At 59.8% G+C, this 25,093-nt stretch carries 23 protein-coding genes; 13 read left to right on the top strand and 10 right to left on the bottom strand.

Annotated elements, in window-relative coordinates; genetic code table 11:
- Positions 1–7: 7 nt before the first annotated feature.
- The gene (locus SGN16_RS16055; protein ID WP_335945201.1) at positions 8–160 is read right to left on the bottom strand and encodes a hypothetical protein; all 153 of its coding nucleotides are present in this window, start codon (positions 158–160) and stop codon (positions 8–10) included.
- Positions 161–310: 150 nt separating this feature from the next.
- On the opposite strand from SGN16_RS16055, the gene SGN16_RS16050 reads away from it, so the two are divergent.
- Positions 311–499, top strand: a complete 189-nt coding sequence (locus SGN16_RS16050) for a hypothetical protein (protein WP_210639006.1) — start codon at positions 311–313, stop codon at positions 497–499.
- 9 nt (positions 500–508) lie between these two features.
- On the opposite strand, the gene SGN16_RS16045 is transcribed toward SGN16_RS16050, so the two are convergent.
- A complete protein-coding gene (locus SGN16_RS16045) occupies positions 509–889 on the bottom strand; it encodes a fe2+ zn2+ uptake regulation protein (protein ID WP_335945202.1) in 381 nt (126 codons plus the stop codon).
- Positions 890–1,185: 296 nt separating this feature from the next.
- Here SGN16_RS16045 and SGN16_RS16040 point away from each other — a divergent pair, with 296 nt between their 5' ends.
- On the top strand, positions 1,186–3,534 hold the full coding sequence (locus SGN16_RS16040; RefSeq protein ID WP_335945203.1) for an acylase: 2,349 nt from the start codon (positions 1,186–1,188) through the stop codon (positions 3,532–3,534).
- 75 nt (positions 3,535–3,609) lie between these two features.
- Here SGN16_RS16040 and SGN16_RS16035 read toward each other — a convergent pair whose 3' ends face one another.
- Complete coding sequence (locus SGN16_RS16035) at positions 3,610–4,620, bottom strand: FecR family protein (protein ID WP_335945204.1); 1,011 nt, start codon at positions 4,618–4,620, stop codon at positions 3,610–3,612.
- A gap of 192 nt (positions 4,621–4,812) precedes the next feature.
- Entirely contained in the window at positions 4,813–9,120 is a 4,308-nt protein-coding gene (locus SGN16_RS16030) for a DUF6543 domain-containing protein (RefSeq protein ID WP_335945205.1), read from the bottom strand.
- 18 nt (positions 9,121–9,138) lie between these two features.
- On the opposite strand from SGN16_RS16030, the gene SGN16_RS16025 reads away from it, so the two are divergent.
- Positions 9,139–9,714 carry a hypothetical protein gene (locus tag SGN16_RS16025; protein WP_335945206.1) on the top strand — a complete coding sequence of 192 codons (576 nt, stop codon included), beginning with the start codon at positions 9,139–9,141 and terminating at the stop codon, positions 9,712–9,714.
- A gap of 146 nt (positions 9,715–9,860) precedes the next feature.
- A complete protein-coding gene (locus tag SGN16_RS16020) occupies positions 9,861–10,892 on the top strand; it encodes an Ldh family oxidoreductase (RefSeq protein ID WP_335945207.1) in 1,032 nt (343 codons plus the stop codon).
- A 186-nt stretch (positions 10,893–11,078) separates the two neighbouring features.
- Here SGN16_RS16020 and SGN16_RS16015 read toward each other — a convergent pair whose 3' ends face one another.
- A complete protein-coding gene (locus tag SGN16_RS16015; protein ID WP_210639000.1) occupies positions 11,079–11,396 on the bottom strand; it encodes a DUF883 family protein in 318 nt (105 codons plus the stop codon).
- Positions 11,397–11,556: 160 nt separating this feature from the next.
- Between SGN16_RS16015 and SGN16_RS16010 the strand changes: the two genes are divergently transcribed.
- The gene (locus SGN16_RS16010) at positions 11,557–11,811 is read left to right on the top strand and encodes a hypothetical protein (RefSeq protein WP_076384979.1); all 255 of its coding nucleotides are present in this window, start codon (positions 11,557–11,559) and stop codon (positions 11,809–11,811) included.
- A 3-nt stretch (positions 11,812–11,814) separates the two neighbouring features.
- Here the strand turns inward: SGN16_RS16010 and SGN16_RS16005 are convergent, their stop codons facing one another.
- Positions 11,815–12,723, bottom strand: coding sequence for a LysR substrate-binding domain-containing protein (locus tag SGN16_RS16005; protein ID WP_335945208.1), 909 nt, complete (start codon positions 12,721–12,723; stop codon positions 11,815–11,817).
- 85 nt (positions 12,724–12,808) lie between these two features.
- On the opposite strand from SGN16_RS16005, the gene SGN16_RS16000 reads away from it, so the two are divergent.
- Positions 12,809–13,732, top strand: coding sequence for a carbon-nitrogen hydrolase family protein (locus SGN16_RS16000; RefSeq protein ID WP_210638998.1), 924 nt, complete (start codon positions 12,809–12,811; stop codon positions 13,730–13,732).
- Here the strand turns inward: SGN16_RS16000 and SGN16_RS15995 are convergent, their stop codons facing one another.
- On the bottom strand, positions 13,733–14,203 hold the full coding sequence (locus tag SGN16_RS15995; protein ID WP_210638997.1) for an LEA type 2 family protein: 471 nt from the start codon (positions 14,201–14,203) through the stop codon (positions 13,733–13,735).
- Between the two features lie 299 nt (positions 14,204–14,502).
- Between SGN16_RS15995 and SGN16_RS15990 the strand changes: the two genes are divergently transcribed.
- The 4 genes from SGN16_RS15990 to SGN16_RS15975 all read left to right on the top strand — a co-directional run bounded on the left by SGN16_RS15990 (position 14,503) and on the right by SGN16_RS15975 (position 17,430).
- Complete coding sequence (locus tag SGN16_RS15990) at positions 14,503–15,219, top strand: YafY family protein (RefSeq protein ID WP_210638996.1); 717 nt, start codon at positions 14,503–14,505, stop codon at positions 15,217–15,219.
- A gap of 51 nt (positions 15,220–15,270) precedes the next feature.
- Positions 15,271–15,612, top strand: a complete 342-nt coding sequence (locus tag SGN16_RS15985) for a nuclear transport factor 2 family protein (protein ID WP_210638995.1) — start codon at positions 15,271–15,273, stop codon at positions 15,610–15,612.
- 144 nt (positions 15,613–15,756) lie between these two features.
- Entirely contained in the window at positions 15,757–16,878 is a 1,122-nt protein-coding gene (zapE, locus tag SGN16_RS15980; protein WP_335945209.1) for a cell division protein ZapE, read from the top strand.
- Between the two features lie 57 nt (positions 16,879–16,935).
- Positions 16,936–17,430: a GNAT family N-acetyltransferase gene (locus SGN16_RS15975; protein ID WP_210638993.1), complete on the top strand. Its 495-nt coding sequence runs from the start codon at positions 16,936–16,938 to the stop codon at positions 17,428–17,430.
- 95 nt (positions 17,431–17,525) lie between these two features.
- Here the strand turns inward: SGN16_RS15975 and SGN16_RS15970 are convergent, their stop codons facing one another.
- Entirely contained in the window at positions 17,526–19,265 is a 1,740-nt protein-coding gene (locus SGN16_RS15970) for a phosphoethanolamine transferase CptA (RefSeq protein WP_335945210.1), read from the bottom strand.
- Positions 19,266–19,682: 417 nt separating this feature from the next.
- Positions 19,683–19,856, bottom strand: a complete 174-nt coding sequence (locus SGN16_RS15965; protein ID WP_210638991.1) for a DUF6026 family protein — start codon at positions 19,854–19,856, stop codon at positions 19,683–19,685.
- A gap of 249 nt (positions 19,857–20,105) precedes the next feature.
- Between SGN16_RS15965 and gnd the strand changes: the two genes are divergently transcribed.
- From gnd to SGN16_RS15950, 3 genes are read left to right on the top strand one after another with little or no spacing between them, the layout of a single operon-like run.
- Complete coding sequence (gnd, locus tag SGN16_RS15960; protein ID WP_335945251.1) at positions 20,106–21,110, top strand: phosphogluconate dehydrogenase (NAD(+)-dependent, decarboxylating); 1,005 nt, start codon at positions 20,106–20,108, stop codon at positions 21,108–21,110.
- Entirely contained in the window at positions 21,107–22,627 is a 1,521-nt protein-coding gene (gene zwf / locus SGN16_RS15955) for a glucose-6-phosphate dehydrogenase (protein WP_210638989.1), read from the top strand. Before gnd ends, zwf begins: the two co-directional genes overlap by 4 nt.
- Positions 22,624–23,445, top strand: coding sequence for an HAD family hydrolase (locus SGN16_RS15950; RefSeq protein ID WP_210638988.1), 822 nt, complete (start codon positions 22,624–22,626; stop codon positions 23,443–23,445). Before zwf ends, SGN16_RS15950 begins: the two co-directional genes overlap by 4 nt.
- Before the next feature lie 113 nt (positions 23,446–23,558).
- Here SGN16_RS15950 and nhaB read toward each other — a convergent pair whose 3' ends face one another.
- Positions 23,559–25,061: a sodium/proton antiporter NhaB gene (gene nhaB / locus SGN16_RS15945; RefSeq protein ID WP_335945211.1), complete on the bottom strand. Its 1,503-nt coding sequence runs from the start codon at positions 25,059–25,061 to the stop codon at positions 23,559–23,561.
- Positions 25,062–25,093 lie beyond the last annotated feature (32 nt).

The raw sequence follows: 25,093 nt of genomic DNA, 5'->3' as shown, positions 1-25,093 counted from the left end.
AGCGCGCTTAACGATGCTGGTCGAAGCCAGGACCAGGACCGGGGCCGGGGCCGCCGCGACGATCATGGTCGCCATGACCACGGTCGTGAGGAAAAAAGAGACAGCCACTCAAGGTCAGGATGGACAGCAGGGGAAGCAACAGGGTCAGGCGACGAAACATAAATAAATCCTCATGATTAAACACCGTGGTTGCGCGAAAACGCTCCTTCGGCTGTACCATGGGACCCCGTTTGCTGCCGCTTATCCCCAAAACAAGGTATGAGCCTGGCAAGCAGGCGGATACAGAACGGATACATTCGGGAAATTGGCAATGACTCATTCGCAACGTTTGAAATATTCGATCCTGATCGTCCTCGTCGTCCTGGCAATCATGCTGGGACTGTCGTGGATGCAAAACAGAGGCATGATCAGCGAGCAGCTGTTTCAGTACGTCGCCATTGCCGTAGCGATCATCGTGGTGGTGATCAATGGCGTGATGCGGCGCAAGGTCAAACCCTGATCATCGGCGTCACTCCCCTGCCTCGAGTACGGCCATGGCCTTGGGGTCCAGGCAGTAGCTCTTGTCGGGATTGAAGGTGACGACCCCCTCGCTGCACAAGCGCTTGAGTACTTCGCGCACGCTGAGGAAGGACAAAGGAATGTCCAGCCCCAGCAGTTGACTGTGCACGCCCCGCACGCCCAGGCAGCGGTTCTCCTCGGCGGCCTTGAGCAGTGAGTCGATGACTTTGAGGCGAATCAGGCTGGTCCTGAGCCCGTAGCTCTTGAGCAGGCGCCTGATGTGTTCATTGCCGACACGCTCCGCTGGACCGCCGAACAGGTTGTTCGTGGTTGTCATCGAGACGCCGCTCGACCGTGGCTTACCTTCCATTGGCAGTTGCCTGTCATGCATGCAAAAACTCCTTACCAGCCTGTTCAGAAAAGGTCACAAGTACTCTCCTGTAATAGGACGAACGAGGGCGACCAATAATGAGGGCCCTGAGGTGAAAAAAATGTCTGGGGTTTTCATCCGGCGCAGGAAACCCGCTGAAAAGTCATTAATTTTTTTTCATCGGGTTCGTTTTCAGGAAGGGCACATTCCGCTTCGGCAGGGGGGATGTGATTGTCCAGGCGGGCCATGCGGATGTTTTCGCTGTCGCACCGGTCGCCGGCCTGGTTCTGAAGTTTTGCTTGGGAGTGAACGCAAGAATGTCCGGTCAGTTATCGAGGCGTGGCCTCGCAGGCGTGTTTTGGGCGATTAGCCTGGGGCTCAACCCGGTTGCCAGCGCTCAAGGCGATGCAGGCCAGGCCAGTGCCGAGATCGCTCGCACTCGTTTTGGCGTGCCGCATATCCAGGCTCAGAATGAGCGCGGGCTGGGTTACGGCATTGGCTATGCGTACGCCCAGGATAATCTTTGTCTGCTGGCCAATGAAATCGTCACGGTCAACGGCCAGCGCTCGCGCTATTTTGGGCCTGAACAGCTTACGGTCGAGCAGCGGGAGAACCGCGTCAGCGATGTGTTTTTCAGTTGGCTGAACACGCCGCAAGCGGTGTCCGGTTTCTGGCAAACCCAGACGCCTGAAGTGCAGCAATTGATTGAAGGCTATGTGGCGGGCTACAACCGCGCCCTGGCCGAGCGCAAGGCCAAAGGCCTGCCCGAGCAATGCGCGAGCGAGTGGGTGCGCCCCATCACGGCGTTGGACCTGGTCAAGTTGACTCGTCGCCTGCTGGTGGAAGGCGGGGTCGGCCAGTTCGCCGAAGCCCTGGCTGGCGCGCAACCGCCCCAGGCGACGGCCGTCACTGCGGGGCCGGCTGCGAGTTTTGCCGCAGCGGCAACCCGCCAGCAGCGTTTTGCCCTGGAACGCGGCAGCAATGCGCTGGCCATCGGCAGTGAACGTTCGTTCAACGGGCGCGGGATGTTGCTGGCCAATCCGCATTTTCCATGGGTGGGTGGCATGCGGTTTTATCAGATGCACCTGACCATCCCCGGCAAACTGGACGTCATGGGCGCGGCCCTGCCAGGCCTGCCGCTGATCAACATCGGTTTCAGTCAGCACCTGGCCTGGACCCACACCGTCGACAGCTCCAAGCATTTCACCCTGTATCGGCTGCAGCTCGATCCGAAAGACCCGACCCGCTATCTGCTCGACGGCAAGTCTGTGCCGATGAGCCAACAGACGGTCGCGGTCGACATCAAGCAACCTGACGGCCAAGTGCAGACGATTTCCCGAGTGGTCTATGGCTCGCAGTTCGGCCCGATCGTGCAATGGCCCGGCCGGCTGGATTGGGATAGTCGGTTCGCCTATAGCCTGCGGGACGCCAACCTGGAAAACGATCGGGTGTTGGCCCAGTGGTACGCCATGAACAAAGCCGTCACCCTCAAGGATCTGCAGAATGCGGTCCATGAGCTCCAGGGCATTCCCTGGGTCAATACCCTGGCGGTGGATGATCAGGGCCAAAGCCTCTACATGAACGTCTCGGTGGTGCCGAATGTCAGCGCCGACAAGCTGGCCCGCTGCAGCGATCCCCGGGCCGGTCTGCAACTGATCGTACTCGATGGCTCGCGCAGTGAATGCGCCTGGGACATCGATGCCAAAGCCAGGCAAAAAGGCATCTACGCAGCCGACAAGCTGCCGCAGCTGTTGCGCCGCGATTATGTGCAGAACTCCAACGATTCGGCCTGGATGGTCAATCCCTCGCAACCTTTGGCCGGTTATTCGCCGTTGATCAGCCAGCAGGGCCAGCCGTTGGGCCTGCGGGCGCGTTTTGCCCTGGACCGACTGGGCAAACTGGCCAAGGGCGGGCCGGTGAAGGTGGAGGATTTGCAGCGCATGGTCATGGACGATCAGGTGTACCTGGCGGACCAAGTGATGCCGGACCTGCTCGGCTTTTGCGCCAGTGACCTGGGGCCCGATGCCTCGGCATTGGTCCAAGCCTGTACCCGCCTCAAGGCCTGGGATCGCACTGCCGGTTTGAACAGTGGGCTGGGGTTCATGCATTTCCAGGTCATCATGCAACACTTGCAGGCTGAGCCTGGTTCGTGGCGCGTCGCGTTCGATCCAAAGGACCCGCAACATACCCCGCGCGGCCTGGCAATCGAGCGGCCAGCCGTGCGCCAGGCCGTGCGCGAAGCCATGCTGGCCTCCGTGGCGGCGGTGAAGGCTGCCGGGTTGACGAAAGACAGCCGTTGGCAGGACGTTCAGGTGGCCAGTGCTGGTGGCCTGCAAACGCCGATCCATGGCGGCCCCGGTGAGTTGGGGATCTATAACGCGATCCAGAGCGTGCCAACGGCGAACGGTAAGCGAGAAGTGGTCAGTGGTACCAGTTATCTGCAAGTGGTGACCTTTGACGACAAAGGCCCCCAGGCTGAGGGCTTGTTGGCATTTTCCATCTCCAGCGACCCCGCTTCGCCTTACTCGGCGGACCAGACCCAGGCCTTTTCGAAGAAACAATGGAGTGTGCTGCCCTTCACCGAACAGCAGATCAAGGCTGATCCGCATTATCAGGCGCTGATTATCCGTGAACGGGATGAGGCGGGCAGGGTGGCTACGCAATAGGTGTTGTTGTCGGGTCCCGAAAGATTGCAGGACTAGAAGGCCCAAAAGCCGCGACCCGATCGGGTCGCGGCTTTTTCAGTTTGTGGCGGGCCGTTGGCCGATGGAATTGAGGACCGGGTTGCCGTCCTTGTTTCGCGTCAGGTAGACCGGCAGGACTTTAGGCAGCGAAGGCACAAGGTTCTGCACTTCGTTGAGGTTGTAGATACCGCCGACACGCAGGGCGCCGGTGCTATTGTCGGCCAACATGACCGGATGCTCGAGGTAGCGGTTGATCAGTGGCAGCGCGTCGCTGAGGGCGAGGTCATCGAGCACCAGCTTACCGTTGCGCCACGCCAGTGAACTGTCATCGGGGCCAATCTCACGCACTTGCGCTTGGTAGTCGCCAGCCTTGTAGCTTGCCTGCATGCCCGGCGAAAGCTGGGTGCCGTTATTGGCGAGCGCCTGGTTGCTGGTCACCCATACCGAGCCCTCTACCAGCGTGACCCGCACTTGATCCTGATACATCCAGACATTGAAGCGCGTGCCGGTCACACGCACTTGGCCCTGAGCCGCGCGAACGATGAATGGATGTCGGGTGTCATGGCTGACGTCGAAAAACGCCTCGCCCTTTTTCAGCGTAACCCGGCGCTCATGCTTGTAGTTGGCATAGACCAGCTCACTGCCCAGGTTGAGCTCTACCTGGCTACCGTCGCCCAGGGTGATGTGGCGTACGCTTGCGCCCGCCTCGAAGCGCTGGTACGAATTCGGCAACCAGCCCAGGTTCCAGCCAGTGAAAGCGGCGAGGGGCAAGCCTAGTGCGAGCACCGTCGCAGCAACAGCCAACCGGCTCCATCGTGGCCGTGCACGAGGGCGGGACGCTGGAACGGGCGCCGCCGTTGATTCGAGCCGGGGCAGATGATCGGCAACAGCCCAGATTTCCAGCATGGCTTCATATTCGAAAGCGTGCAGGGGATCGGCATCGTGCCATTGTTTGAACGCTAGCCGTTCGGCTTGCGTGCAGTCAGCAGCATGCAACCGCATGCACCAATGCGCGGCCGCATCGGTAATGGCATCGTATTCGGCTTCCGAGAGTGTGTGTTCGGTCATTGACGCTTCCTGGTTTGCCGCATTCTAACCTTCGGCAGGAGCTGCCGAGAACAACCATCATGGCGTTTGCATATCAAATGAGCCTGTTTTTCCCGGTCAAAGGCTCTGACACCGGTGTTCCGAGGCTCTAGCATCCCATAGGCGCCGTGAAAAAAAGATCAACAGTCGGGCGCCCTGGGCGAAGCGCCGCTATCAAGGGGACGTCGTCGAAGTGGGCGATGGCGGGTCCAACTGGCGACCCAACTCACAAATAAGCAGCGTCAGGGAGTCGGCATTTCGAAGGATGACGTCGATGCGTTTGTCCGGCGACCCAGGGTCCAGGAAGGCATCGCGTGCCTCGTTCATGGTCTTGCAACCGGTCACTTTCAAAATTTCCTTGGCGATGTCCTTGAGCCCGGGGAGAAGCTCCAGGCTCTTGAGTTCGTTGGCTTTGCTGTCCCAGCCCATGAACAGCTTGGATCGAGGCGTGGTTAACGAAAGCGCGCTGGATTGCTGTTTTTTTTGATAGTCATATTTCTCTTGTCCGGAATGAGTCACCGTGGAAATCAGGTCCAGGAATGGCAGCGCGGCGTCCATGTAGACGATGTCGTAAGTGTCGAAAAGCTGGTGGGATATTTCGTGGATAAGGGTCGCGCATTGGGCATGAGCATCGACGTTGAAGAACGCTGGGACTAAGTCCTTGTACCGATCCAACCCCACATCGAAGAAAAACTGCGTGAGATAGATTCTTCCGGCTACATCAGGTTCAAGTACAAATGCGGTCGCCGTATCGTTTGCATCCTTAAGGTCACCGATAACGATGCGGTGCGCGTTCTGTGCCTCCCAGGACGGATCAGCCAACGCTTGGCATATCGGTGAAACGGCCGCGTGTACTTTTTTGATCAAATGGGTATCGACGGTGCTGATACTGAAAAAGTTCTTTAGAAAAGTATCCAACCGAGAGCCGGAAGGGACCCGTCGCTTGACTTGATCGAGGTTGTGCAGGGCATTGAACGAGTAATGCCTCGCCGTCTCCAGGGCCTGCACAATCGCGTTTGCATAATGGGGATATTTCCTGCGTATTTCAGCCATGCCCCGGGCTTCGATATTCAGTGATCCCGAAGCCTTGTAGTCACTGTATGAATAGGCCAGTGTCGACATCACTTTGCCGTAACGAATGGTCTGGCGCTGCGGATCAATCGTCCATTCCTGGCTGCCCGGCGTTCTTTGCAGTATCGGCCCCTCTCCATGTTCATGGACAACGCGCCAGAGCTGATTGACTGTCGCGACCTGGAAGACTTTTCCAGCAAGGTGGACATAGCGCTTGCCGGATTCCATTGATGTGTAGGTGCCGTCGAGTGCGCTTCTCTGGAGGCCTTGGAGGCTGACACCAGTGGCTTCGAAGGCTTGCAGGTTAGTGCGCGCCGGGGCCGTGGAGGCAATGTCCTTCCAGGCGGTCGGGGTCGCCGCCGGGCTGTTCTGCGAACCAGGACCGACCGGGGCGAGCAGGCCGAACGTATCGTCGGGATTCAGTGAACCCAGCGAGGCCATCTCGACGGCGCCGGCGATGAAGTCGTGCAAGCCGGCTTTCCAATCATGCTGTTGCAACGACTCGGCGGAGGACTTGAAGTCCTGATAGCTTTCCCAAAGCGTTTCAATAAACGTCAGTTTGCCCGGCAACTGTCTACCCACAAACTTGACACCAGTGCTGAACAGATGCCGGACCGTTTCCCAGTCGAACTGACGGTTTTTGTCTGTTTGCGTGGTCAGCATGTCCGACAACAACGTTGTGTTGTCGTCAAACAATGTATCGAGCAGGTTGGTCCTGATCGGATTCGAACCCAGGGTGATTTCCGACAGATACCCGGCCGTCGAGGCGAACAGGTTCTTGAAGGTGGCTTGCTGATTTTTGGGCAGTCGGCGAATCAACAAATCCTGAAGCGTGCCGGGCGTATTGAATGCCGCCACAACGCCCGCTTCATCCTGGAACTCCGTAAAACAATCGCCGGCATGGTAGGGCGAGTACAGAACCTGCGGCGCCTTCGTATCGGCACTCGAGCCGATCAGGTAAAAACCCAGTGCTTTGATCGCTGCCGCCCCCTCGGTTTTAATCAGCTCCAATGGACGAATCAGCGCGCTGGCGCCTTGCACTGCTTGGCGAGCAATGGCGTCCGGCATGTCCAGCACTTGGCGGATCAAGTCAAACGCCGGGGGCGAAAGGTGCTGCTGTAGCTGCCGTGCGTGAGCGTGCTGCAACAGTTGCCAGGGTATTTGTCGGTGGAACCGCTGCTTGCGTTGCTGGACGTCGGCAGCGCTGCCGCAGAGCTTGTCCTGTACGTGTTTCTTATAAGCGGTGGGGATATCCAATGACAGCAACATCTGCCTGACTGCGGCCTCGTTCAAGCCGTCCGGCAACTGCTGCCGGGAGGTTGAGGAAACCTTGAAGCCGGTCCTTTGAGTGTCGTTGATATGACTCAGGGCAAAATCGTTCAACGTGCTGGCAGGCCCCGCCAGTGCGAGGTTCGGCGTGATCTGGATGGCGGCGGGGTCAAGGTCTTTTTCGGCGAAGCGCGCGTCCAGGAGAGCTTTCAGCTTTTTACTGACGTAGGTGTGCAAGGGCTCGATCCCGTCCAGGTAATCGCTGCCATCGCCCAGGCTGCTCCGATATTGCTCCAGCAGATCGATATGCAGGCGTTGGCCTTCTACAGCGGCGGTGCCGAGCCAGGCGGGCAGTTTCTGTTGCCATCGGTTGGCCTGGGCGATACGTGCGGCGCGCGTGAGATTGCTGGGAGCGCCTTTTTTCAGTAGTGCCCCAAGGCTCTTTACCAAGGCAGGCCCGGTCAGTTGCCAATCGCCACTTTTCAAGGTGCTCACATAACGGTGCTCGGCCTCGAAGTACTCGATGAACGACGTCATCCGATTGAGCAGCACATTGTCTTCGATCAGCTCAAGTGCCTCGAGTCGATAGCGCCTGTGGGGTTTGCGTTGGGCCAGCGTGAGGTTTTCCAGCAGCGCAAAGCGCCGTCGGGAATCGAGCAGTTGTTGGTTCAGTTGCTTCGTGGCCAGCTCGACAGACGCATAAACCTGCAAGCCATCGGCGGGCGTCCAAAGGATGCCCATGCCCGAGTAAGGCGTATCCAGCCCTCCGCGCTCGGTCAAGAAAAAACAGTTGGCGAGGGCGACTGAGGCCGATTCGCCTTCGGCGGTGTACGCGAGCCGCAAAGAATAGACATCTGGCCGAAAGCCTTTGACCCCGATGCGTTGCTTGCGGTCCGGGAATTCGGAATCGTAGGCAAAGACGGCCTTGATGAGGTCGTGTGCGGCAGGTGGCAGTGTCCCGTTGAGCTCTCGCAGCAGGGCCTCTTCACGTATCCCCAGGGAAAAAACGTTGGCCAGTTTGGGAAGCAGGTCTTTCAATTCACTGCGCAGCCAAGTCTTGTCGGAGAGCGGTAACTGGGTGAACAGGGTGTTGAAAGCCTCTTCGACACTGGCATAGGTATTGACCTTTCTTTCCAGTTGATCGGCCATGAAGTTGGACGGTCGCAGGTCTCCGTAAAAGGCCGGTTGCGTGCCCCAATGCCCATCGGTCTTGCGCTTGAGCAGGCTTTTGTTGATCAAGGAACGTATGTCCAGCGCTTTATCGACGAGGGCGTGGATGTCCACGTCGCCTTGGCGGGACATCTCCAGTGCGTAACGAAGGTTGCTCGTCTGTTTGCCGATGATTACATCCGCCAACGAATCGAATGCCGGCAAGGCCAGCGACCTGCCCGACAACTGCGGTGCATCAAGGCGCAGAAAACGGTTGCGTTCTTCCAGGCTCAGCAGGCTATAGAGGTCTTCCTTTCCCGCAACGCTGGTTGGGGTATTGAGCAGCGCATCCTTGAAGCCCAGATAATTGTCCACTCTCTGCAGGCCGTGGTTGGGGGTGTAGAGGTAGTGGCCTTTGCCACTGATCATCAAGGCACCCGAAGGCTCCACGTAGAGGGGCTCATATTCCCAGAGACGAATCGTCTCGATAAACAGCAGCGTCTCGTCCTGGCGAGATGGCCTGTAGAGGCGGAGCAGCTCCTCGCTTTGCGCGTGCGTAAGCTGCTGCTTCTCGCGCTGGATCAGGATCGTTGCCCGTAGGGCGTCGCTGAGGACTTGAGACAGAAAGTTACGACGTGATACGTAGAAAGGGCCCATGGCGTCCCAATAAGCGTCGATGCAATGGGTGAGTCTGGGAATCAGGTGCCTGGCGGTGACCCTGAGCAGGCTTTCCCACTGGCGCGTGTTCTGTGGTGATGCCGTTATCTGTGGGTGGATGAAGTCGACGTCGTGCCCGCAGGGGCGGCCCTGGTTGTGGAAGTACACCAAGAGTGCGTCGCTCAGGGACAGGCTGCGGGTCAGTTGGCTCCCCAAGTCCCCCCCTTTACTCAGCGTCACGCGGGCCTGCTTATGATCAAAATTCGACACCACCTCATTCAATACCTGATCGAGCATCGTTATCAGCGAGGGTAGCTTGATCAGTTCATCGACCATGGCCAGTGCATTGAGACCTTGGGCGTTTTCGATGGACTCCACCAGGGTTTTGAAGACCTCGCCGCTGATGGTTTGCCTGGTTTTCTTGACCGAGGTCGTGCCCTTCAATTCGTTACGTTGGGAAATGGCCAGGAGGCAAAACAAATCGTCCCGTTGCGCCGGGTCCTCCAGCATTTCGTCAATTTTCTTTTCGAGTGCTGCCAGGCTGTCGAATTTTTTGATTCCACCAAAATGCGTGTAGAGAAACGCGGGCTTGATGTCTGGCGCGTCGGCCCTTGTCAGGGTGCTCAGGGTAAAGCAGCCGGCCAGGGGGATCGGCGCGTTACCCTCGGATTCAAGCAACAGCGTTTCGGCGCACATCGGCGGGGTCTGCGCGGCGCGCAGCGTGTGGTTGGGCAGGGCCGTGTGGTGCAGCCAATCGAGGTCTGCCTGCGTCAACCCATGGGGATTGGTCAATTGCTCCAGGCGCTTGGCGGCCAATACCTCGGGAAACAAAAGGGTTGGGGTCTGAGTGGTCATCGTCGCTTCTCGCTCAAGGCGCCGGTGGGCGGCGCATGTGTGGATGAAGCGGCCACACTAGGCAACGGCGAATGAGCAAAGGTGGTACATAGTTACCGCACACAAGGCGACAGGCTGGTCAGGCTGAAGGACGCGGAGCAGGCTTTGCTCTCACCGTGAAGCAGTGTTTAATCATCGTTCCTACGCTGTTGCTACCTCCAACAATTTCTCTGGAGCTTCAGATGTCTGCGCTATCCGATCAAGCTGGTTCTTGCACCCTGTCCTTTGATGCTTTGGTGAGTTTGCTGGAGAAAATTTTCCTGCGGCATGGAACGTCGGTCGAAGTCGCCCGGACCCTGGCCGAAAACTGCGCCGGTGCCGAGCGCGACGGTGCCCACAGCCACGGGGTGTTTCGCATCCCGGGCTATGTCTCGACACTGGACAGCGGTTGGGTCAACGGTAAGGCCGTGCCAGTGGTCGAAGACGTCGCCTCAGGCTTTGTCGCGGTGGACGCCGCTAACGGGTTTGCCCAGCCAGCCCTGGCGGCGGCGCGCCCATTGTTGGTGGCAAAGGCCCGCAGTGCCGGAATCGCGGTCCTGGCGATTCGTAACTCCCATCACTTCGCTGCTCTGTGGCCGGATGTCGAGCCATTTGCCTACGAAGGCCTGGTGGCGTTGAGCGTGGTCAACAGCATGACCTGTGTGGTGCCCCACGGCGCCGACCGTCCGCTGTTTGGCACCAATCCGATCGCCTTCGCCGCCCCCCGGGCCGACGGCGAGCCGATTGTCTTCGACCTGGCTACCAGCGCCATCGCCCATGGCGACGTGCAGATTGCCGCCCGCAAGGGCGAGCTGTTACCGCCAGGCATGGGCGTGGACAGCCTCGGCCAACCGACCCGCGACCCGAAAGCGATTCTCGAAGGCGGGGCACTCCTGCCGTTTGGCGGGCACAAGGGCTCGGCGTTGTCGATGATGGTCGAGTTGCTGGCGGCTGCCTTGACCGGGGGTAATTTTTCCTTCGAGTTCGACTGGAGCAATCATCCAGGCGCCAAGACACCGTGGACTGGCCAGCTACTGATCGTGATCGACCCGAGCAAGGCCGCCGGCCAGAACTTCGCCGAGCGCAGTCAGGAGCTGGTGAGACAAATGCACGCCGTGGGGCTACGGCGGCTGCCGGGGGATCGTCGGCATCGCGAACGCAGCAAATCCAGTGAGCGGGGGATTGTGTTGGAGGAGCAGACGTTGGCGCAGTTGCGCGAGTTGGCGGGGCAGTAAGCAATTGGATGTCTGTGGCGAGGGAGCGCGGATTCGATCGTTCCCACGCTCTGCGTGGGAATGCATCCCGTGGCGCTCTGCGTCACCTTTCAGAAGTGGAAGGCGGAGCGTCCCTGGCGACGTTCCCACGCAGGAGCGTGGGAAACGATCGGTAGTCGCTGTGATCATTCAATTCTTGCCAAACGCTTAACGCCGTCCGAGCAACAACCCCACCACCAGCCCGAAACCGGCGGAAATCGCCACGGTTTGCCATGGATGACCGCCGATATAGACCTCAGTGGCATCGACAATCGGCCGGGTGCGCTCCCGAGCCTCGGCGACCGAATCCAGGGCCTGTTGCAGTTTCTGGGAAATCTGGCCCCGCAGGTCTTCGGCGTCCTCGCCGACCAGCGAGGCGCTGCTTTTGAGCAGCTTTTCCGATTCCTCAATCAGTGCCTTCAGTTCGCTGAAGGCTTGATCCTTGATCTGCTCTCCGTTTGTTTGCACGGTGCTTTTGCGAGCCATTGAGGTACTCCTTGGTGATGATGGCAGTGAACAATGGAGTGTTGCGCCCGGGTAAAAGTTGCAGCGCAGAGCGTTGGCAGCGCAACCCTTCATAAATCGTGGTTAAGACGTTTCTCTGCAAGGTGTAAGATGGCGCCTATTTACGCAACAGGTAATTCCCATGAGCTTCAATCTGGCTGACAAGCCCCTGGCCGAGCGCGCGGCGCTGGAAGACGAAAAATCCCGACTCTTTGAACTGTGGCAAAACAACCTGGGCAAGGCCAAGGGCGACGCTGCCAGGTTGTTCGGCGAGCGCTCCAAGCGCAAGGGCAAGTGGTCCGAGTGGGTGCGTGCCGAACTGGACGGCATGTCGCCGCCCGAATACGCCAACATGGTGCGCAGTGAAGTCAATCGGCTGATGGCCGCCAACAAGTAAGCTTTACGCGAAGGTGACGACAATGGCCTCGCGAACCTTGACCACCGCGGGATCCATTTGCGCGTGGGTTCGCCAGCCCAGTTCAATGGGATAGCGCGGCAAGGCGAGGGGGCAGGGCAGCAATGCCAGGCCGCTGAGCGACGCGATGGCCCGGGCGGCATGGGTCGGAATGGTCGCCACCGCCTGGCTGCCCTTGAGCAGGAACGGCAGCGCGGCAAAGTGGGTGGTCGAGGCGCATACCCGCCGGCTCAGACCGAGCCCGGCCAGCCCTTCGTCGGTAATGCCGATGAAGCCACCGGAAGACACCAGCACATGTTCGCGGGCCACGAACGCTTCCAGGGAGAGGCTTTGCTGGCCCTGCGTCAGGCTGGCCGGGTCTACCAGGCAGGCATAGTCGCCTTCGCCCAATACCTGGCGGCTGAGTAACCTTTCGCTGAAACCTCCCGCCGTGATCGCCAGGTCAAGGCTGCGCTCCATCAAGGCCCGGCCGACGATCTGGCTGTGGGTCTGGCGAAAAATCAAGCGTAACCCCGGCGCATGTCGCGCCACTTCCTCGATCAAGCGTCGCCCATGGGCAATCTCGAAGTCGTCGGACAGCCCGACGATGACCGAACGGCCTTCGTAATGGCCAGCGTCCGGGTCGACCATCGCCAGGCTCTGGCGGCACTTGTTCAAGGCATCGCTGATCACCGGCTTGAGCTGGTTGGCCCGCAGGGTCGGTGCCAGGCCGCGCCCGGTGCGTACGAACAATTGATCGTCGTACAGGTTTCGAAGCCTGCGCAGGGCTGCACTGATGGCCGACTGGGTCACGCCCAAGCGCAACGCGGCGCGGCTGGCGCTGGATTCATCGTGCAGGGCTTCGAAGGTTTTGAGCAGGTTGAGGTCGATATCGGCGATATTCATAAGGCTCATATCATTTAGCAGCGATCGGGGCTTTATTCATGATCGGCCGCCCCCTGAGAATCAGCAACACCTGATTATCAAGGAGTCGAACACCATGCCAAAAACCATTGTCGCTGCCCTGCAGATCGGTTCGTTGCCCGGCGGCAAGGACGAGACCCTGGCGCAGATCCTTTCCTATGAAGACGCCATCCGCCAGGCTGGCGCCCGTTTGGTGGTGATGCCCGAAGCCTTGTTGGGTGGCTATCCCAAGGGCGAGGGGTTCGGGACTCAACTGGGTTACCGGCTGCCGGAGGGGCGCGAGGCGTTTGCCCGGTATTTTGCCAATGCCATCGACGTACCCGGTGCTGAAACCGAGGCGTTGGCCGGGCTATCGGCGCGCACCGGGGCTAGCTTGGTGTTGGGCGTTATCGAGCGGGCCGGCAGCACCTTGTACTGCACGGCGCTGTACTTCGAGCCCGAGGCCGGCCTGGTGGCCAAGCATCGCAAGCTGATGCCCACCGGCACTGAGCGGCTGATCTGGGGCAAGGGCGACGGTTCGACCTTGCCGGTGATCGACAGCCAGGTCGGGCGCGTGGGTGCTGCGGTATGTTGGGAAAACATGATGCCGTTGCTGCGCACCGCGATGTACGCCAAAGGCGTCGAGGTGTGGTGTGCGCCGACGGTGGATGAGCGGGAGATGTGGCAGGTGACCATGCGTCACATCGCCCATGAGGGCCGTTGTTTTGTGGTCAGCGCCTGTCAGGTCCAGGCCTCGCCACAGGCGCTGGGCATCGACGTTGCCCATTGGCCGGCCGAGCGACCGTTGATTGCCGGTGGCAGTGTGATTGTCGGGCCCATGGGCGATGTACTGGCTGGGCCGCTGAAAGACACGGCCGGGCTATTGACCGCCGAAATCGATACCGATGAACTGGTGCGGGCGCGCTACGACTATGACGTGGTCGGGCACTATGCCAGGCCGGACGTGTTCGAGCTGGTGGTGGATGAGCGCGCCAAGCCCGGCGTGCGATTTACCGCTTGATCACCAGGTGGCCGCGGAGCCTGGCAAGTCCAGGGTGCCGCGGTCGACGAAACGCATGGTGCCGAACACGCCGCCGGCGAGCTTGCCCTTGAGCACATAGGGCAGGTTATTCAGGCTTTGGGTCTGGCTCAGGCCCAGGGTCTGACGCAGCACGGAAAACGCCGAAATGCTCACCGGCACGCTCAGCACCGCTTCGGAAAAGCGCGCAATGGTACCGCTCTGGTCGCTGACACCCGATGCCAAGGTACGCCCGTTGACCTCCAGGTCCAGGGCCACGCCGTTGTAGTCGATGGCGGTTTCGTTGGGGTTCTGCAAGCGCAGCTTGACGGCAAAGCGCATCTCCAGCTCCTGGCTGGGCAATGGTTCGATGCCGACCACGTTGATGTTCAACGGATCCCGGTGCGGGAAGAGGGCGCAGGCGCTCAAGCTGAGCAACATCAGGAAAAGGGACAAGCCGAGGATTCTGCGCATGGATAAACTCTCAAGAGATGGAGAAAAACTCGGAACACTGATGGGCACGATACCACCACGCCTCAAGGCAACCGCAAACCCCTATGGCGAGGGAGATTTTGTGGCGAGGGAGTTGGTCCCGCTGGGCTGCGCAGCAGCCCCTGGCTTTTGCGATTGCTCTACAACCAAGCGGGAGCAAGCTGCCTCGCCACAGAAAGCGGGCTTCACCCAGTTATGCACTCTATAGCAAAGTGCTCCTGACAGTTTCTGACACCAGCCTCTGCTAATCTGCGTCAACTTTTTCCTTCCGGATCGCCATCGTGTCGCGTACCACTCGGCTGCTCACTCTGCTGCAAGTCTTGCGGGGCAAACGCTGCCCGGTCACCGCCGCGACCTTGGCGGCCGAGCTGAAAGTCTCCGAGCGTACGCTCTATCGTGACATCGCCGAACTCTCGGCCCTCGGTGCGCCGATCCAGGGGGAAGCGGGCATTGGTTATGTGTTGCGCAGCGGCTTGTTCCTGCCACCCTTGATGTTCACTGCCGATGAAATCGAGGCCATTGTGCTGGGCTTGCGCTACGTCGATCAGCGTGGTGACGACGTGTTGGGCAAGGCCGCCGCCGATGCATTGGCCAAAGTCGCGGCGGTGCTGGCCCCTGACGTGCGGGACGCCTTGCGCAATCCCACGGTGCTGCCCGGGCCGCCTGGCTGTGGCTATCCGCAGAATACGGTGGAGCTGAATGTCTATCGCCAGGCCATCCGCACGCAGGCCAAGTTACACATCGATTACGCCGATGTGAACAAAACCCCGAGCCAGCGCTTGATCTGGCCGCTGGCCCTGGGCTTTTTCAATGAGGCGCGGGTAGTGGTGGCCTGGTGCGAATTGCGCGGCGCCTATCGGACCTTTCGCACCGACCGCATCGCCTCGGCCACCGAACAGGGCGAGCGTTATCCCGGCAGGCGCAGTGACTGGTTGCGTGCCTGGTTCAAGCTGATGGAGCTGGATGAAAACGGCCGCTTCACTCCTGACAAAAACTGACACAGGGCTGTTCTAGCATGGCGCCAGATCGATAAAACAAGGAGCCCCACCATGTCCAATCCCGTCTCTTCCCTGGCCCCGGCCATCGCCGGCTACATCGCGGCCGCCAATGCCCGTGACAGTTCGGCGGTGACGCGTTTCTTCGCCGAGGATGCCAACGTATTCGATGAAGGCCAGCACCGGGCCGGTACCCAGGCCATCGCCCAATGGATGGAAGACGCCGCGCGGCGCTACCAGCCCAAGGTGCAAGTGCTCAATGTGCAGCAACGAACCGGCAAGGTGCTGGTGCATAACCTGATCTCAGGCACCTTTCCCGGCAGCCCGCTGGAGCTGCGCTATACCTTCCGCCTCGATGAGCAAGGCAAGATCAGTCGGCTGGATATCTCGATCTAGCGTTCTGCACCCGGTTATGTGAACACTGTTGTGGCGAGGGGATTTGGTTTCGCTGGATCCCCTCGCCGCAGGGGCTCTGTGCAGGGTTCCCCAGGTCGTCCGTCGTGGCATACTCCCCACCTTCATTTCCCGGACCTGGGCCGTATGACTTTCGACTCCCCCTTGAGTGCCTGGCAGCATGCCATCAAACACCACGGTTTTGTCCAGGACGAAGCCCAGGAGTTGGCCATCATGGCCTTGGAGCAATGCCACAAGGCGGTGCACGAGGGCCGCAGGTCGATCAAGGGCGTTTATCTTTGGGGCCCGGTCGGGCGCGGCAAGACCTGGCTGATGGATCGCTTCTATGAAAGCCTCAAGGTGCCAGCCCGCCGTCAGCACTTCCACCACTTCATGGCCTGGGTGCATCAGCGCTCGTTCCAGCTCACTGGCACACCGGACCCTTTACAAGCCCTGGCCCGGGAGTTGAGTGCAGAAGTGCGGGTGCTGTGTTTCGACGAATTGTTTGTCAGTGACATCGGCGATGCCATCATCCTTGGCCGGCTGTTCCAAGTGATGTTCGAACAGGGCATGGTGGTGGTGAGCACGTCCAACCTGCCGCCGGAGGAGCTCTACGCCAACGGCCACAACCGTGAACGGTTCATGCCGACCATCACTGCGATCAAGCAGCACATGCAAGTCGTGCCGGTCAACGGATGGCAAGACCATCGCCAGCATCCGGGCCAGTTGCAGCAGCGCTACTGGCTGCGCGAACCTGGGCAACCCGAACCGTTGGGTGATGTCTTTGGCCAACTGACGGCAGGGCAGACACTGAGCAGCGAGCCGATCAATGTCGGTCATCGTCTGCTTGAACCGGTCCAGGCCAGTGAAACGGCGCTCTGGAGCCGTTACCCGGACCTATGTGAGCAACCGTTTTCGGCCGTGGATTTCATGGCCCTGTGCGACCGTTTCAAGGTCATCCTGCTCAGTGACGTACCCTGCCTGAGCGCCGAACAGCGCGAAGGGCGCATTGCTCGTGGCACGGAAGACGGTGTCGAGCGAGTGGTGGCCGGTGATCGCGAACTGCCACAATTGTCGGTGCATGACGATGGTGTACGGCGTTTCATCGCGCTGGTCGACGAGTGCTATGACCGCAAGGTGCCGCTGTACCTTTCGGCCCAGGTGGCGATGGATCAGCTGTATACCGAGGGCTATCTGCAATTCCCGTTTCGCCGTACCCTCAGTCGCCTCCAGGAAATGCAATTGCAACGTTTTGGTCAGCCCGCCTGACCTATATCCCGCCGACGACCTCGAGCCGTCGGTACTACCGAAGTGAGATGGAAGGTCATGGAAGAAGCCAAGGACATTCTTGTACTGCAAGCCAGCTACACCAACCCGGTTCATGCCGAAGCAATCTGCCACGTGCTCAATGGCTATGCAGAGGATCCAATGGGGGGTGGCCACTCGCTGCCCGCCGAGGTGCTGCTGCACCTGCCCGAGGAACTGGCCAAGCGCCCCCATGCGTTCAGCGTGCTGGCTTTCGTCAACGGCGAACCGGCGGGGCTGGTCAACTGCTTCGAAGGTTTTTCCACCTTTGCCTGCCGGCCGCTGGTCAATATCCACGATGTGGCGGTAATGAAGGATTTTCGCGGGCTCGGGCTGAGCCAGAAGATGTTGCAGAAAGTCGAGGACATTGCCCGCCAGCGCGGTTGCTGCAAAATCACTCTGGAGGTGCTTGAGGGGAATGCCGTGGCCCAGGGCAGTTACGCCAAATTTGGTTTTTCCGCTGGCATGTTCGACCCAGCCCACGGGCGTATGTTGTTTTGGATAAAGCCCCTTTAAAAGCAAGCCCATAACACAATCCAAAAAAAACGACGCTTGCCCTATACAGAGAAGCGCCGTTTTCCCTAAGCGAAAAGCATTACCTGTAGGAGCAGTTATTTCTGCACAACCTCAGCCACCGGCGCCTTGGGCTTCATCAGGCTGAAGTCGATCAAGCCCTTGTGCTGGCTTTCGTAAGGGTTGCCGATCAACAGCGGGCGAGCCTTGAAGTCCGCGCTGACCAGGCTCTTGCTGTGGTCCAGCTCATCAAAACTCAAGCCAGCCAGGTCTGCCCAGGTGTGGATCAGATGGGAGCTGCTGTAGGGCCGTGACAGGTCACCGGCAAGGTTCCAGTCATGGCTTTCGCGCCACTTCGGCGAGGCCCAGGCCATGAACGGAATGGTGTACATCGGCGCGGTCGGCTTGGCTTCGTTGCGGCCCAAGGTGTTATGGCCCAGTGAGTCGAACACGTCTTCACCGTGGTCCGACAGGTACAGCAGGAAGCCATTAGGGTCGGTCTTGGCGTAGTCCTTGATCAGGCTGGACACCACAAAGTCGTTGTACAGCACCGCATTATCGTAACTGTTGTAGGTCGGCACCTGATCGTCACTCACGCCAGCGGGCACGCCTTGGCGGTCGGTGAACTTGTTGAAGGTCGGCGGATAACGATACTGGTAACTCATATGAGTACCGAGCAGGTGCACCACGATCAGCTTGCGCGGTGCGCTGTCGGCCAAGGCTTTGTTGAACGGTTCGATCACGTCGCCATCGTATTGCGCGGCGTTCTGGTTGCGGTTGTTGTTCAGGTACACCTGCTCATCGGCCTGTTGGGAGAAGGTCGTGAGCATGGTGTTGCGCTTGGTCATGGTCTGCTGGTTGGTGATCCAGAAGGTCTTGTAGCCGGCCTGCTTCATCATGCTCACCAGCGATGGCGTGCTCAGGTACAGATCCGGGTTCTCTTCGTCAGCGAACGTCAGCACCTGTTGCAGCGCTTCGATGGTATAGGGGCGCGGTGTGATGACGTTGTCGAAAACCGACAGCTGGTCCTTGAGCTTGTCCAGCTCCGGTGTGGTTTCCCGCGGGTAGCCATAAAGGCTCATGCGCTGGCGGTTGGTGGACTCGCCGATCACCAGCACCAGTGTTGCCGGCTGGTCAGCCATGGCGTCCTTGAGGTTGCTCAGGGGCTTGATCTTGCTGGCGCTGTGCAACATGCCTTGCATGTTCTCCAGCTGCTCACCATAGCGACGATAAGCCACCAGCATTTGCCACGGCACGGCGGGCTCGATGCGATCTTCGAACTTCTCCAGGCCACCGGCGAAATCGCCGGTACGCAGGGTTTGCTTGACCAGCGGGTACCCGACCACGGCCCCCACAATCACGACGGCTGCCACCCAGGCCTGGCCTCGGGGCAGGAACACCGGACGCAGCCGAGTCCAGAGCCAATAGCCGACGACGGTATGGGCCAGGAAAGCCGCCACCATCCACCAGGCAAAATACTGCGTCAGGTACTCGCCAGCTTCGGACACGTTCGATTCGAACATGATGAAGATGACGCTCTGGGAGAATTCCTGTTGGTATATGAAGAAGTAGCCGAGGCTGGCCATGGAGCAGGCCCACAGCACCACGCCGATCAACGCAGCGAGCACGCGCGTGCGGGCGGGGAATAGCAGCATAGGCGCCAGCCACACCGCACTCATCACGAACGCCTGGCGAAACCCCGTGAAGCCGGATGTGTCGCTTAGCAGAATCAGCAGTTGGGTAATACCCGAGAAATACCAGAAGAACAGAAAAAGCCAGCCCAGCCCGGCCCAGTCGAAACCTTTCGCAGTCGTTTTGCTGCGTTTGAACAAGCTCATCAAGCGCTCCAGCCCTCATCGACGAAGCCACAGGCACCAGGTTGGTGACCGCGGGCATACGCCGAGCAACCCTAAAAGGCCGGGAGTATTGCGGTAGAGGTGTGAAAACTTCGTGAGTTTTTCGGATACAAATCGATGACTTGGGTGCGAATACGCTTGTGGCGAAGGACTTATTTGTGACGAGGGGGATCTGCGGCGAGGGTATTTATCTGTGGCGAGGGGATTTATCCCGTTGGGTCGCGTAGCAACCCTGCTAGGCAACAGTCAGAGATTGGCATACCAGGCGCACGTGTCCGGGACCGCTGCGCGGTCCAGCGGGGATAAATCCCCTCGCCACAAGAGCCCATGGCGGGGCTTGCATGGAAGTGACGCCGGATTGGCCGGTATCACTTCCTGGTGCCGTGCCTCTAGGGCAGGTTATCGAACCAGCGTCTGGCTTTGCTGGGGTAGCTGTGCGTGCTGCAACTGCATGCGCAACTGCATCACTTCATCGAGCAGCAGATCACGTTCTTCCTTGAGTAGGCGTAATTCGTCGCGACGAATGGTCACGTAAAGGGTTTGGGGAGGACGTGCGGTAACGACAGGGCCCATTGCTCACCTCGCAAATGGCTACATCAACTATAGAGATGCCGCCAGTTTTTGGTCGACACCTCTACTATCGGCGCCGATTCTGATTTCTTTTGCTTGTGATTGGAACTTTTTTATTTTTCATGGTCGCTGTGTCTTCGGCCGGATCTGGAGCGTTATCCCTTGTGATCGCTCGAATTACCCGGAAACTATGCAGCAATGCTCTGGACTAACCTCCACTAGTCGATAGCGTTTCATCTTTGACACACCTTTATTTGTAGTAGGGAGCATCAGCACATGCAACTCGGGATTATTGGACTGGGCCGCATGGGCGGCAATATTGCGCGGCGCCTGATGCTCAATGGGCACACCACCGTCGTTTATGACCGCAATGCCGCTTTTGTCGAAAACCTGCGCCAGGAAGGCGCCACGGGCGTTACCGATCTGCCGGCGTTGGTCGCCGGCCTCGAGAAACCGCGGGCGGTCTGGGTCATGCTGCCGGCGGGCGCACCCACCGAAGACACCATCAACGTCCTCAGCGAATTGCTTGAGCCGGGCGATGTGATCATCGATGGCGGCAACACGTACTACAAGGATGACATTCGTCGGGCCCAGGCCCTGTCGGAAAAAGGCCTGGGCTACATCGATGTCGGCACCTCTGGCGGCGTCTGGGGCCTGGAGCGCGGTTACTGCATGATGATTGGCGGTGACGCCGAGGTGGTGAAGCGCCTGGATCCGCTGTTCGACAGCCTGGCCCCTGGCATGGGTGATATCCCCCGTACCCGTGACCGCAAGTCGGACGACGACCGCGCCGAGCGCGGTTACATCCACGCAGGTCCGGCAGGCGCCGGGCATTTCGTGAAGATGATCCACAATGGCATCGAATACGGAATGATGCAGGCTTTCGCCGAAGGCTTTGACATCCTCAAGACCAAATCCAGCGAAAGCTTGCCGGCGCAACAGCGTTTCGACCTGAATGTGGCCGATATCGCCGAAGTCTGGCGGCGTGGCAGCGTAGTCTCCTCCTGGTTGCTGGACTTGACCGCCGATGCGTTGGCCAGTGATCCGCAACTCGACGGTTTTTCCGGCGAAGTCGCTGACAGCGGGGAAGGGCGCTGGACCATCGAGGCGGCCATTGAACAAGCCGTGCCGGTCCCGGTGCTGTCCAGCTCGTTGTTCGCCCGTTTCCGTTCCCGCCAGCAAAGCACCTACGGCGACAAGATGCTCTCGGCCATGCGCTTCGGCTTTGGCGGCCACGTGGAGACACCGAAAAAATGACCTCGATCGGCAGCAAATCCAAGGCAGAAGCCGCGCCGCCGACCACGTTGTTCCTGTTCGGCGCCCATGGTGATCTGGTCAAGCGCCTGCTGATGCCGGCGCTTTACCACCTCAGTCGTGACGGTCTGCTGGGCGATGGGCTGCGGATAGTCGGCGTCGATCACAACGCCATCAGCGACGTGGACTTCGCCAAGAAACTCGAGGACTTCATCCGTCACGAAACGGCGAGCAAGGGCGGCGATGCCAGCCGTGCGCTCGACCCGGTACTGTGGGCCAAGCTGGCCAGGGGGATCAGCTACATCCAGGGTGATTTCCTCGATGACAGCACCTACCAGGCGCTGGCGGCGAAAATCGCCGCCAGCGGCACTGGCAATGCGGTTTTCTACCTGGCGACCGCGCCGCGCTTTTTCAGTGAGGTGGTCAGCCGCCTTGGCGCGGCCGGGCTGCTTCAGGAGCAGGAGGATGCGTTCCGGCGCGTGGTGATCGAAAAGCCGTTCGGTTCCGACCTGCAAACCGCCGAAGCGCTGAACGCCTGCCTGCTCAAGGTCATGAGCGAAAAACAGATCTATCGGATCGACCATTACCTGGGCAAGGAAACGGTGCAGAACATTCTGGTCAGCCGTTTCTCCAACAGCTTGTTCGAAGCGTTCTGGAACAACCACTACATCGACCACGTGCAAATCACTGCCGCCGAAACCGTCGGTGTGGAAACCCGTGGCAGTTTTTATGAGCACACCGGCGCCCTGCGGGACATGGTGCCCAATCACTTGTTCCAGTTGCTTGCGATGGTGGCCATGGAGCCGCCGGCGGCATTTGGCGCAGACGCGGTACGCGGGGAAAAAGCCAAGGTGGTCGGGGCCATCCGGCCCTGGTCGGTGGAGCAGGCGCGTGCCAACTCCATACGGGGCCAGTACACGGCCGGTGAAGTCGCTGGCAAGGCGGTCAAGGGCTATCGCCAGGAAGCGAATGTGGCTGCCGACAGCAGCACCGAAACCTATGTCGCCCTCAAGGTCATGATCGATAACTGGCGTTGGGTGGGCGTGCCGTTTTACCTGCGCACCGGCAAGCGCATGAGCGTGCGCGACACGGAAATCGTCATCTGCTTCAAGCCGGCGCCATACGCGCAGTTTCGTGATACCGAAGTCGACGAACTGCAACCTACGTACCTGAGAATCCAGATTCAGCCCAATGAAGGCATGTGGTTCGACCTGTTGGCCAAACGGCCAGGGCCGGCACTCGACATGGCGAATATTGAATTGGGCTTCGCTTACAAGGATTTCTTCGAAATGCAACCGTCCACGGGCTACGAAACCCTGATCTACGATTGCCTTACCGGCGATCAGACGTTGTTCCAGCGCGCCGACAACATCGAAAACGGCTGGCGTGTGGTGCAACCCTTCCTCGATGCCTGGCAACAAGATGCCACGGTCCAGCCTTACAAGGCCGGAGAAGATGGCCCGTCGGCCGCCGATGATCTGCTGATACGCGACGGTCGCGTCTGGCACAGCCTCGGATGAGTATTCAGGTGAAACACCCCATCCGCTTTTTGCTCAGTGACATGGACGGTACGCTGCTGCTGCCTGACCACAGTCTCAACCAACGCACCATCGAGGCCGTTCGTGCATTGCGCGAAGCCGGTGTGCTGTTCAGTCTCGCCACCGGGCGGCCGCCCCGGGCGATGCTGCAACAGATCGAGGCCCTGGGCGTCGACCTGCCCACTGCTGCGTTCAATGGCGGCACACTGGTTCATCCGGACGGCAGTTTCCTTGCCGTGCATTACTTGCCTGCCGAGGCGGCGCTGACCACCCTGGCGTTGTACGCCGATCAGCCCGGTATCGAGGTGTGGGTATTCGCCGATGGCGACTGGCTGGTGCGTGATGCCAACGGGCCGATGGTGCCAGTGGAAACCCGTGGCCTGGGCTATCCGCCGGTGCAGGTCGACAGCTTCGAACCTTACCTGGAGCGCATCGATAAAATCGTCGCTACCAGCGCCAATACGGATCTATTGGTTGAATTGGAGGCACGGTTGCATCCACTGCTCAAGGACCAGGCCCAAGTATCGCGTTCGCAGCCGATCTACCTGGACGTGACGGCGATGCAGGCCAACAAGGGGCAAGCGCTGGCGACCCTGGCGGCGTTCCTGGATGTGCCGCTGGAGCAGACGGCGGCCATGGGGGATGGCGGCAATGACCCGGCGATGTTTCATCGTGCGGGACTGTCGATTGCCATGGGGCAGGCGGAGGAGGCGATCAAGTGTCAGGCGGATGTCATTACAGCCGCCGTTGTCGACGACGGTGCGGCGCTGGCGATCGAGCGGTACATCCTGCCCCGATAGCGACCAGGAGCCTTCGTGAGAGCGAGCTTGCTCGCGATAGCGCCGGTTCAGCCGTATCTATGCTGAATGTGCCGCTGTCATCGCGAGCAAGCTCGTTCCCACAGGGGGAGCGTTTACAGCCAGTACGTCACTGCATACCAGCCCAAGCCACCCATTACCACGGTGTAGGGCACGGCCATCCAGACCATCCGGCCATAGGACAGGCGAATCAGTGGTGCGATCGCTGAGGTCAGCAGGAACAGGAAGGCGGCCTGGCCGTTAGGCGTGGCGACGCTGGGCAGGTTGGTGCCGGTGTTGATGGCCACCGCCAGGGTCTCGAACTGCTCACGACTCATGTGGCCGGAGACAAAGGCCTGCTTCACTTCGGTGATGTAGATGGTCGCCACGAATACGTTGTCGCTAATGGCCGACAGCAGGCCGTTGGCAATGAACAGCATGCCTGGCTGTTGATCGGCGGGCAGGGCGAGCACCCATTGAATCAGCGGGGTGAACAGTTGCTGGTCATGAATGACCGCCACCACGGCAAAGAACACCACCAGCAGTGCGGTGAAGGGCATGGCGTCCTTGAACGCGTTACCGAGACGGTGCTCGTCGGTGATCCCCGTGAAGGCGGTAATCAACACGATGACCATCAGGCCGATCAGGCCGACTTCGGCAATGTGCAGCGCCAGGCCCACGATCAGAATCAGGGCGGCGATACCTTGGACGATCAATGCCGCCCGCTGACGCGCAGTGCGTTCACGATTGTCCTGCTCGGCGTAGTCGGCCAGTACGGTGCGTACGTTTTCCGGCAACAGCGTGCCGTAGCCGAACCAGCGCAGCTTTTCCAGTGCCACGCAGGTCAACAGCCCCGCCGCCAGCACGGGCAACGACACAGGCGCGACTTTTACGAAAAAGTCCACGAAATGCCAACCCATTTCATGGCCGATCAGCAGGTTCTGTGGTTCGCCTACCAGGGTGCACACACCACCCAGCGCGGTGCCTACGGCGCCATGCATCAGCAGGCTGCGCAGAAATGCCCGAAACTGATTGAGGTCTTCATGATGGCGCGACGGCAGGTCGTGGTCCTCATCGACGCTGCTGTCCTGGCGCGGATCATTGCCTGAAGCCACACGGTGATACACCGCATAGAAGCCCACCGCGGCGCTGATGATGACCGCTGTGACGGTCAAGGCATCCAGGAACGCCGACAGGAACGCCGAGAGAAAGCAGAACATCAAGGACAGCACCGCTTTGGAGCGAACCCCCAGAAGCAGGCGCGAGAACAGGAACAGCAGCAGGTCCTTCATGAAGTAAATCCCGGCCACCATGAACATCAGCAACAGGATCACCGGAAAGTTGTGCAGCAGTTCGTCGTACAGCGCCTTGGGGGTGGTCATGCCCAGTACGAGGGCCTCGACCAGCAGCAGCCCACCGGGCATCAGCGGGTAGCATTTAAGGGCCATGGCGAGGGTGAAGATGAACTCCACGACCAGCATCCAACCGGCAACGACCGGGCCCAGGGTCCACAGCACCACGGCATTGAGAATCAGGAAGGTGATGATGCACGCCTTGTACCAGCGCGGTGAGTGCCCAAGAAAGTTATGCGCGAACGCTTGAGCCATTGGACCGGACATCGGCTGCTCCTTTTAATTAGAAGCGCGCAACT

This window comes from Pseudomonas sp. G166, assembly GCF_037027455.2.
Taxonomy (GTDB): domain Bacteria; phylum Pseudomonadota; class Gammaproteobacteria; order Pseudomonadales; family Pseudomonadaceae; genus Aquipseudomonas.
Note: the sequence above shows the minus strand (reverse complement) of the source record. Positions and strands in the feature narration are given on the sequence as shown.

Excerpts from the sequence above, each read along its gene's own strand:
- SGN16_RS15985 (WP_210638995.1), top strand. The coding sequence starts at position 15,271 with ATGTCCAATCCCGTCTCTTCCCTGGCCCCGGCCATCGCCGGCTACATC.
- SGN16_RS16020 (WP_335945207.1), top strand. The coding sequence starts at position 9,861 with ATGTCTGCGCTATCCGATCAAGCTGGTTCTTGCACCCTGTCCTTTGAT.
- SGN16_RS16045 (WP_335945202.1), bottom strand. The coding sequence starts at position 889 with ATGCATGACAGGCAACTGCCAATGGAAGGTAAGCCACGGTCGAGCGGC.
- SGN16_RS16005 (WP_335945208.1), bottom strand. The coding sequence starts at position 12,723 with ATGAGCCTTATGAATATCGCCGATATCGACCTCAACCTGCTCAAAACC.
- SGN16_RS15995 (WP_210638997.1), bottom strand. The coding sequence starts at position 14,203 with ATGCGCAGAATCCTCGGCTTGTCCCTTTTCCTGATGTTGCTCAGCTTG.
- SGN16_RS16040 (WP_335945203.1), top strand. The coding sequence starts at position 1,186 with ATGTCCGGTCAGTTATCGAGGCGTGGCCTCGCAGGCGTGTTTTGGGCG.
- SGN16_RS16015 (WP_210639000.1), bottom strand. The coding sequence starts at position 11,396 with ATGGCTCGCAAAAGCACCGTGCAAACAAACGGAGAGCAGATCAAGGAT.
- SGN16_RS15950 (WP_210638988.1), top strand. The coding sequence starts at position 22,624 with ATGAGTATTCAGGTGAAACACCCCATCCGCTTTTTGCTCAGTGACATG.
- nhaB (WP_335945211.1), bottom strand. The coding sequence starts at position 25,061 with ATGTCCGGTCCAATGGCTCAAGCGTTCGCGCATAACTTTCTTGGGCAC.
- SGN16_RS15965 (WP_210638991.1), bottom strand. The coding sequence starts at position 19,856 with ATGGGCCCTGTCGTTACCGCACGTCCTCCCCAAACCCTTTACGTGACC.
- zwf (WP_210638989.1), top strand. The coding sequence starts at position 21,107 with ATGACCTCGATCGGCAGCAAATCCAAGGCAGAAGCCGCGCCGCCGACC.
- SGN16_RS16055 (WP_335945201.1), bottom strand. The coding sequence starts at position 160 with ATGTTTCGTCGCCTGACCCTGTTGCTTCCCCTGCTGTCCATCCTGACC.
- SGN16_RS16035 (WP_335945204.1), bottom strand. The coding sequence starts at position 4,620 with ATGACCGAACACACACTCTCGGAAGCCGAATACGATGCCATTACCGAT.
- SGN16_RS16010 (WP_076384979.1), top strand. The coding sequence starts at position 11,557 with ATGAGCTTCAATCTGGCTGACAAGCCCCTGGCCGAGCGCGCGGCGCTG.
- SGN16_RS15975 (WP_210638993.1), top strand. The coding sequence starts at position 16,936 with ATGGAAGAAGCCAAGGACATTCTTGTACTGCAAGCCAGCTACACCAAC.
- SGN16_RS15970 (WP_335945210.1), bottom strand. The coding sequence starts at position 19,265 with ATGAGCTTGTTCAAACGCAGCAAAACGACTGCGAAAGGTTTCGACTGG.
- SGN16_RS16030 (WP_335945205.1), bottom strand. The coding sequence starts at position 9,120 with ATGGTCGATGAACTGATCAAGCTACCCTCGCTGATAACGATGCTCGAT.
- SGN16_RS16000 (WP_210638998.1), top strand. The coding sequence starts at position 12,809 with ATGCCAAAAACCATTGTCGCTGCCCTGCAGATCGGTTCGTTGCCCGGC.
- SGN16_RS16050 (WP_210639006.1), top strand. The coding sequence starts at position 311 with ATGACTCATTCGCAACGTTTGAAATATTCGATCCTGATCGTCCTCGTC.
- zapE (WP_335945209.1), top strand. The coding sequence starts at position 15,757 with ATGACTTTCGACTCCCCCTTGAGTGCCTGGCAGCATGCCATCAAACAC.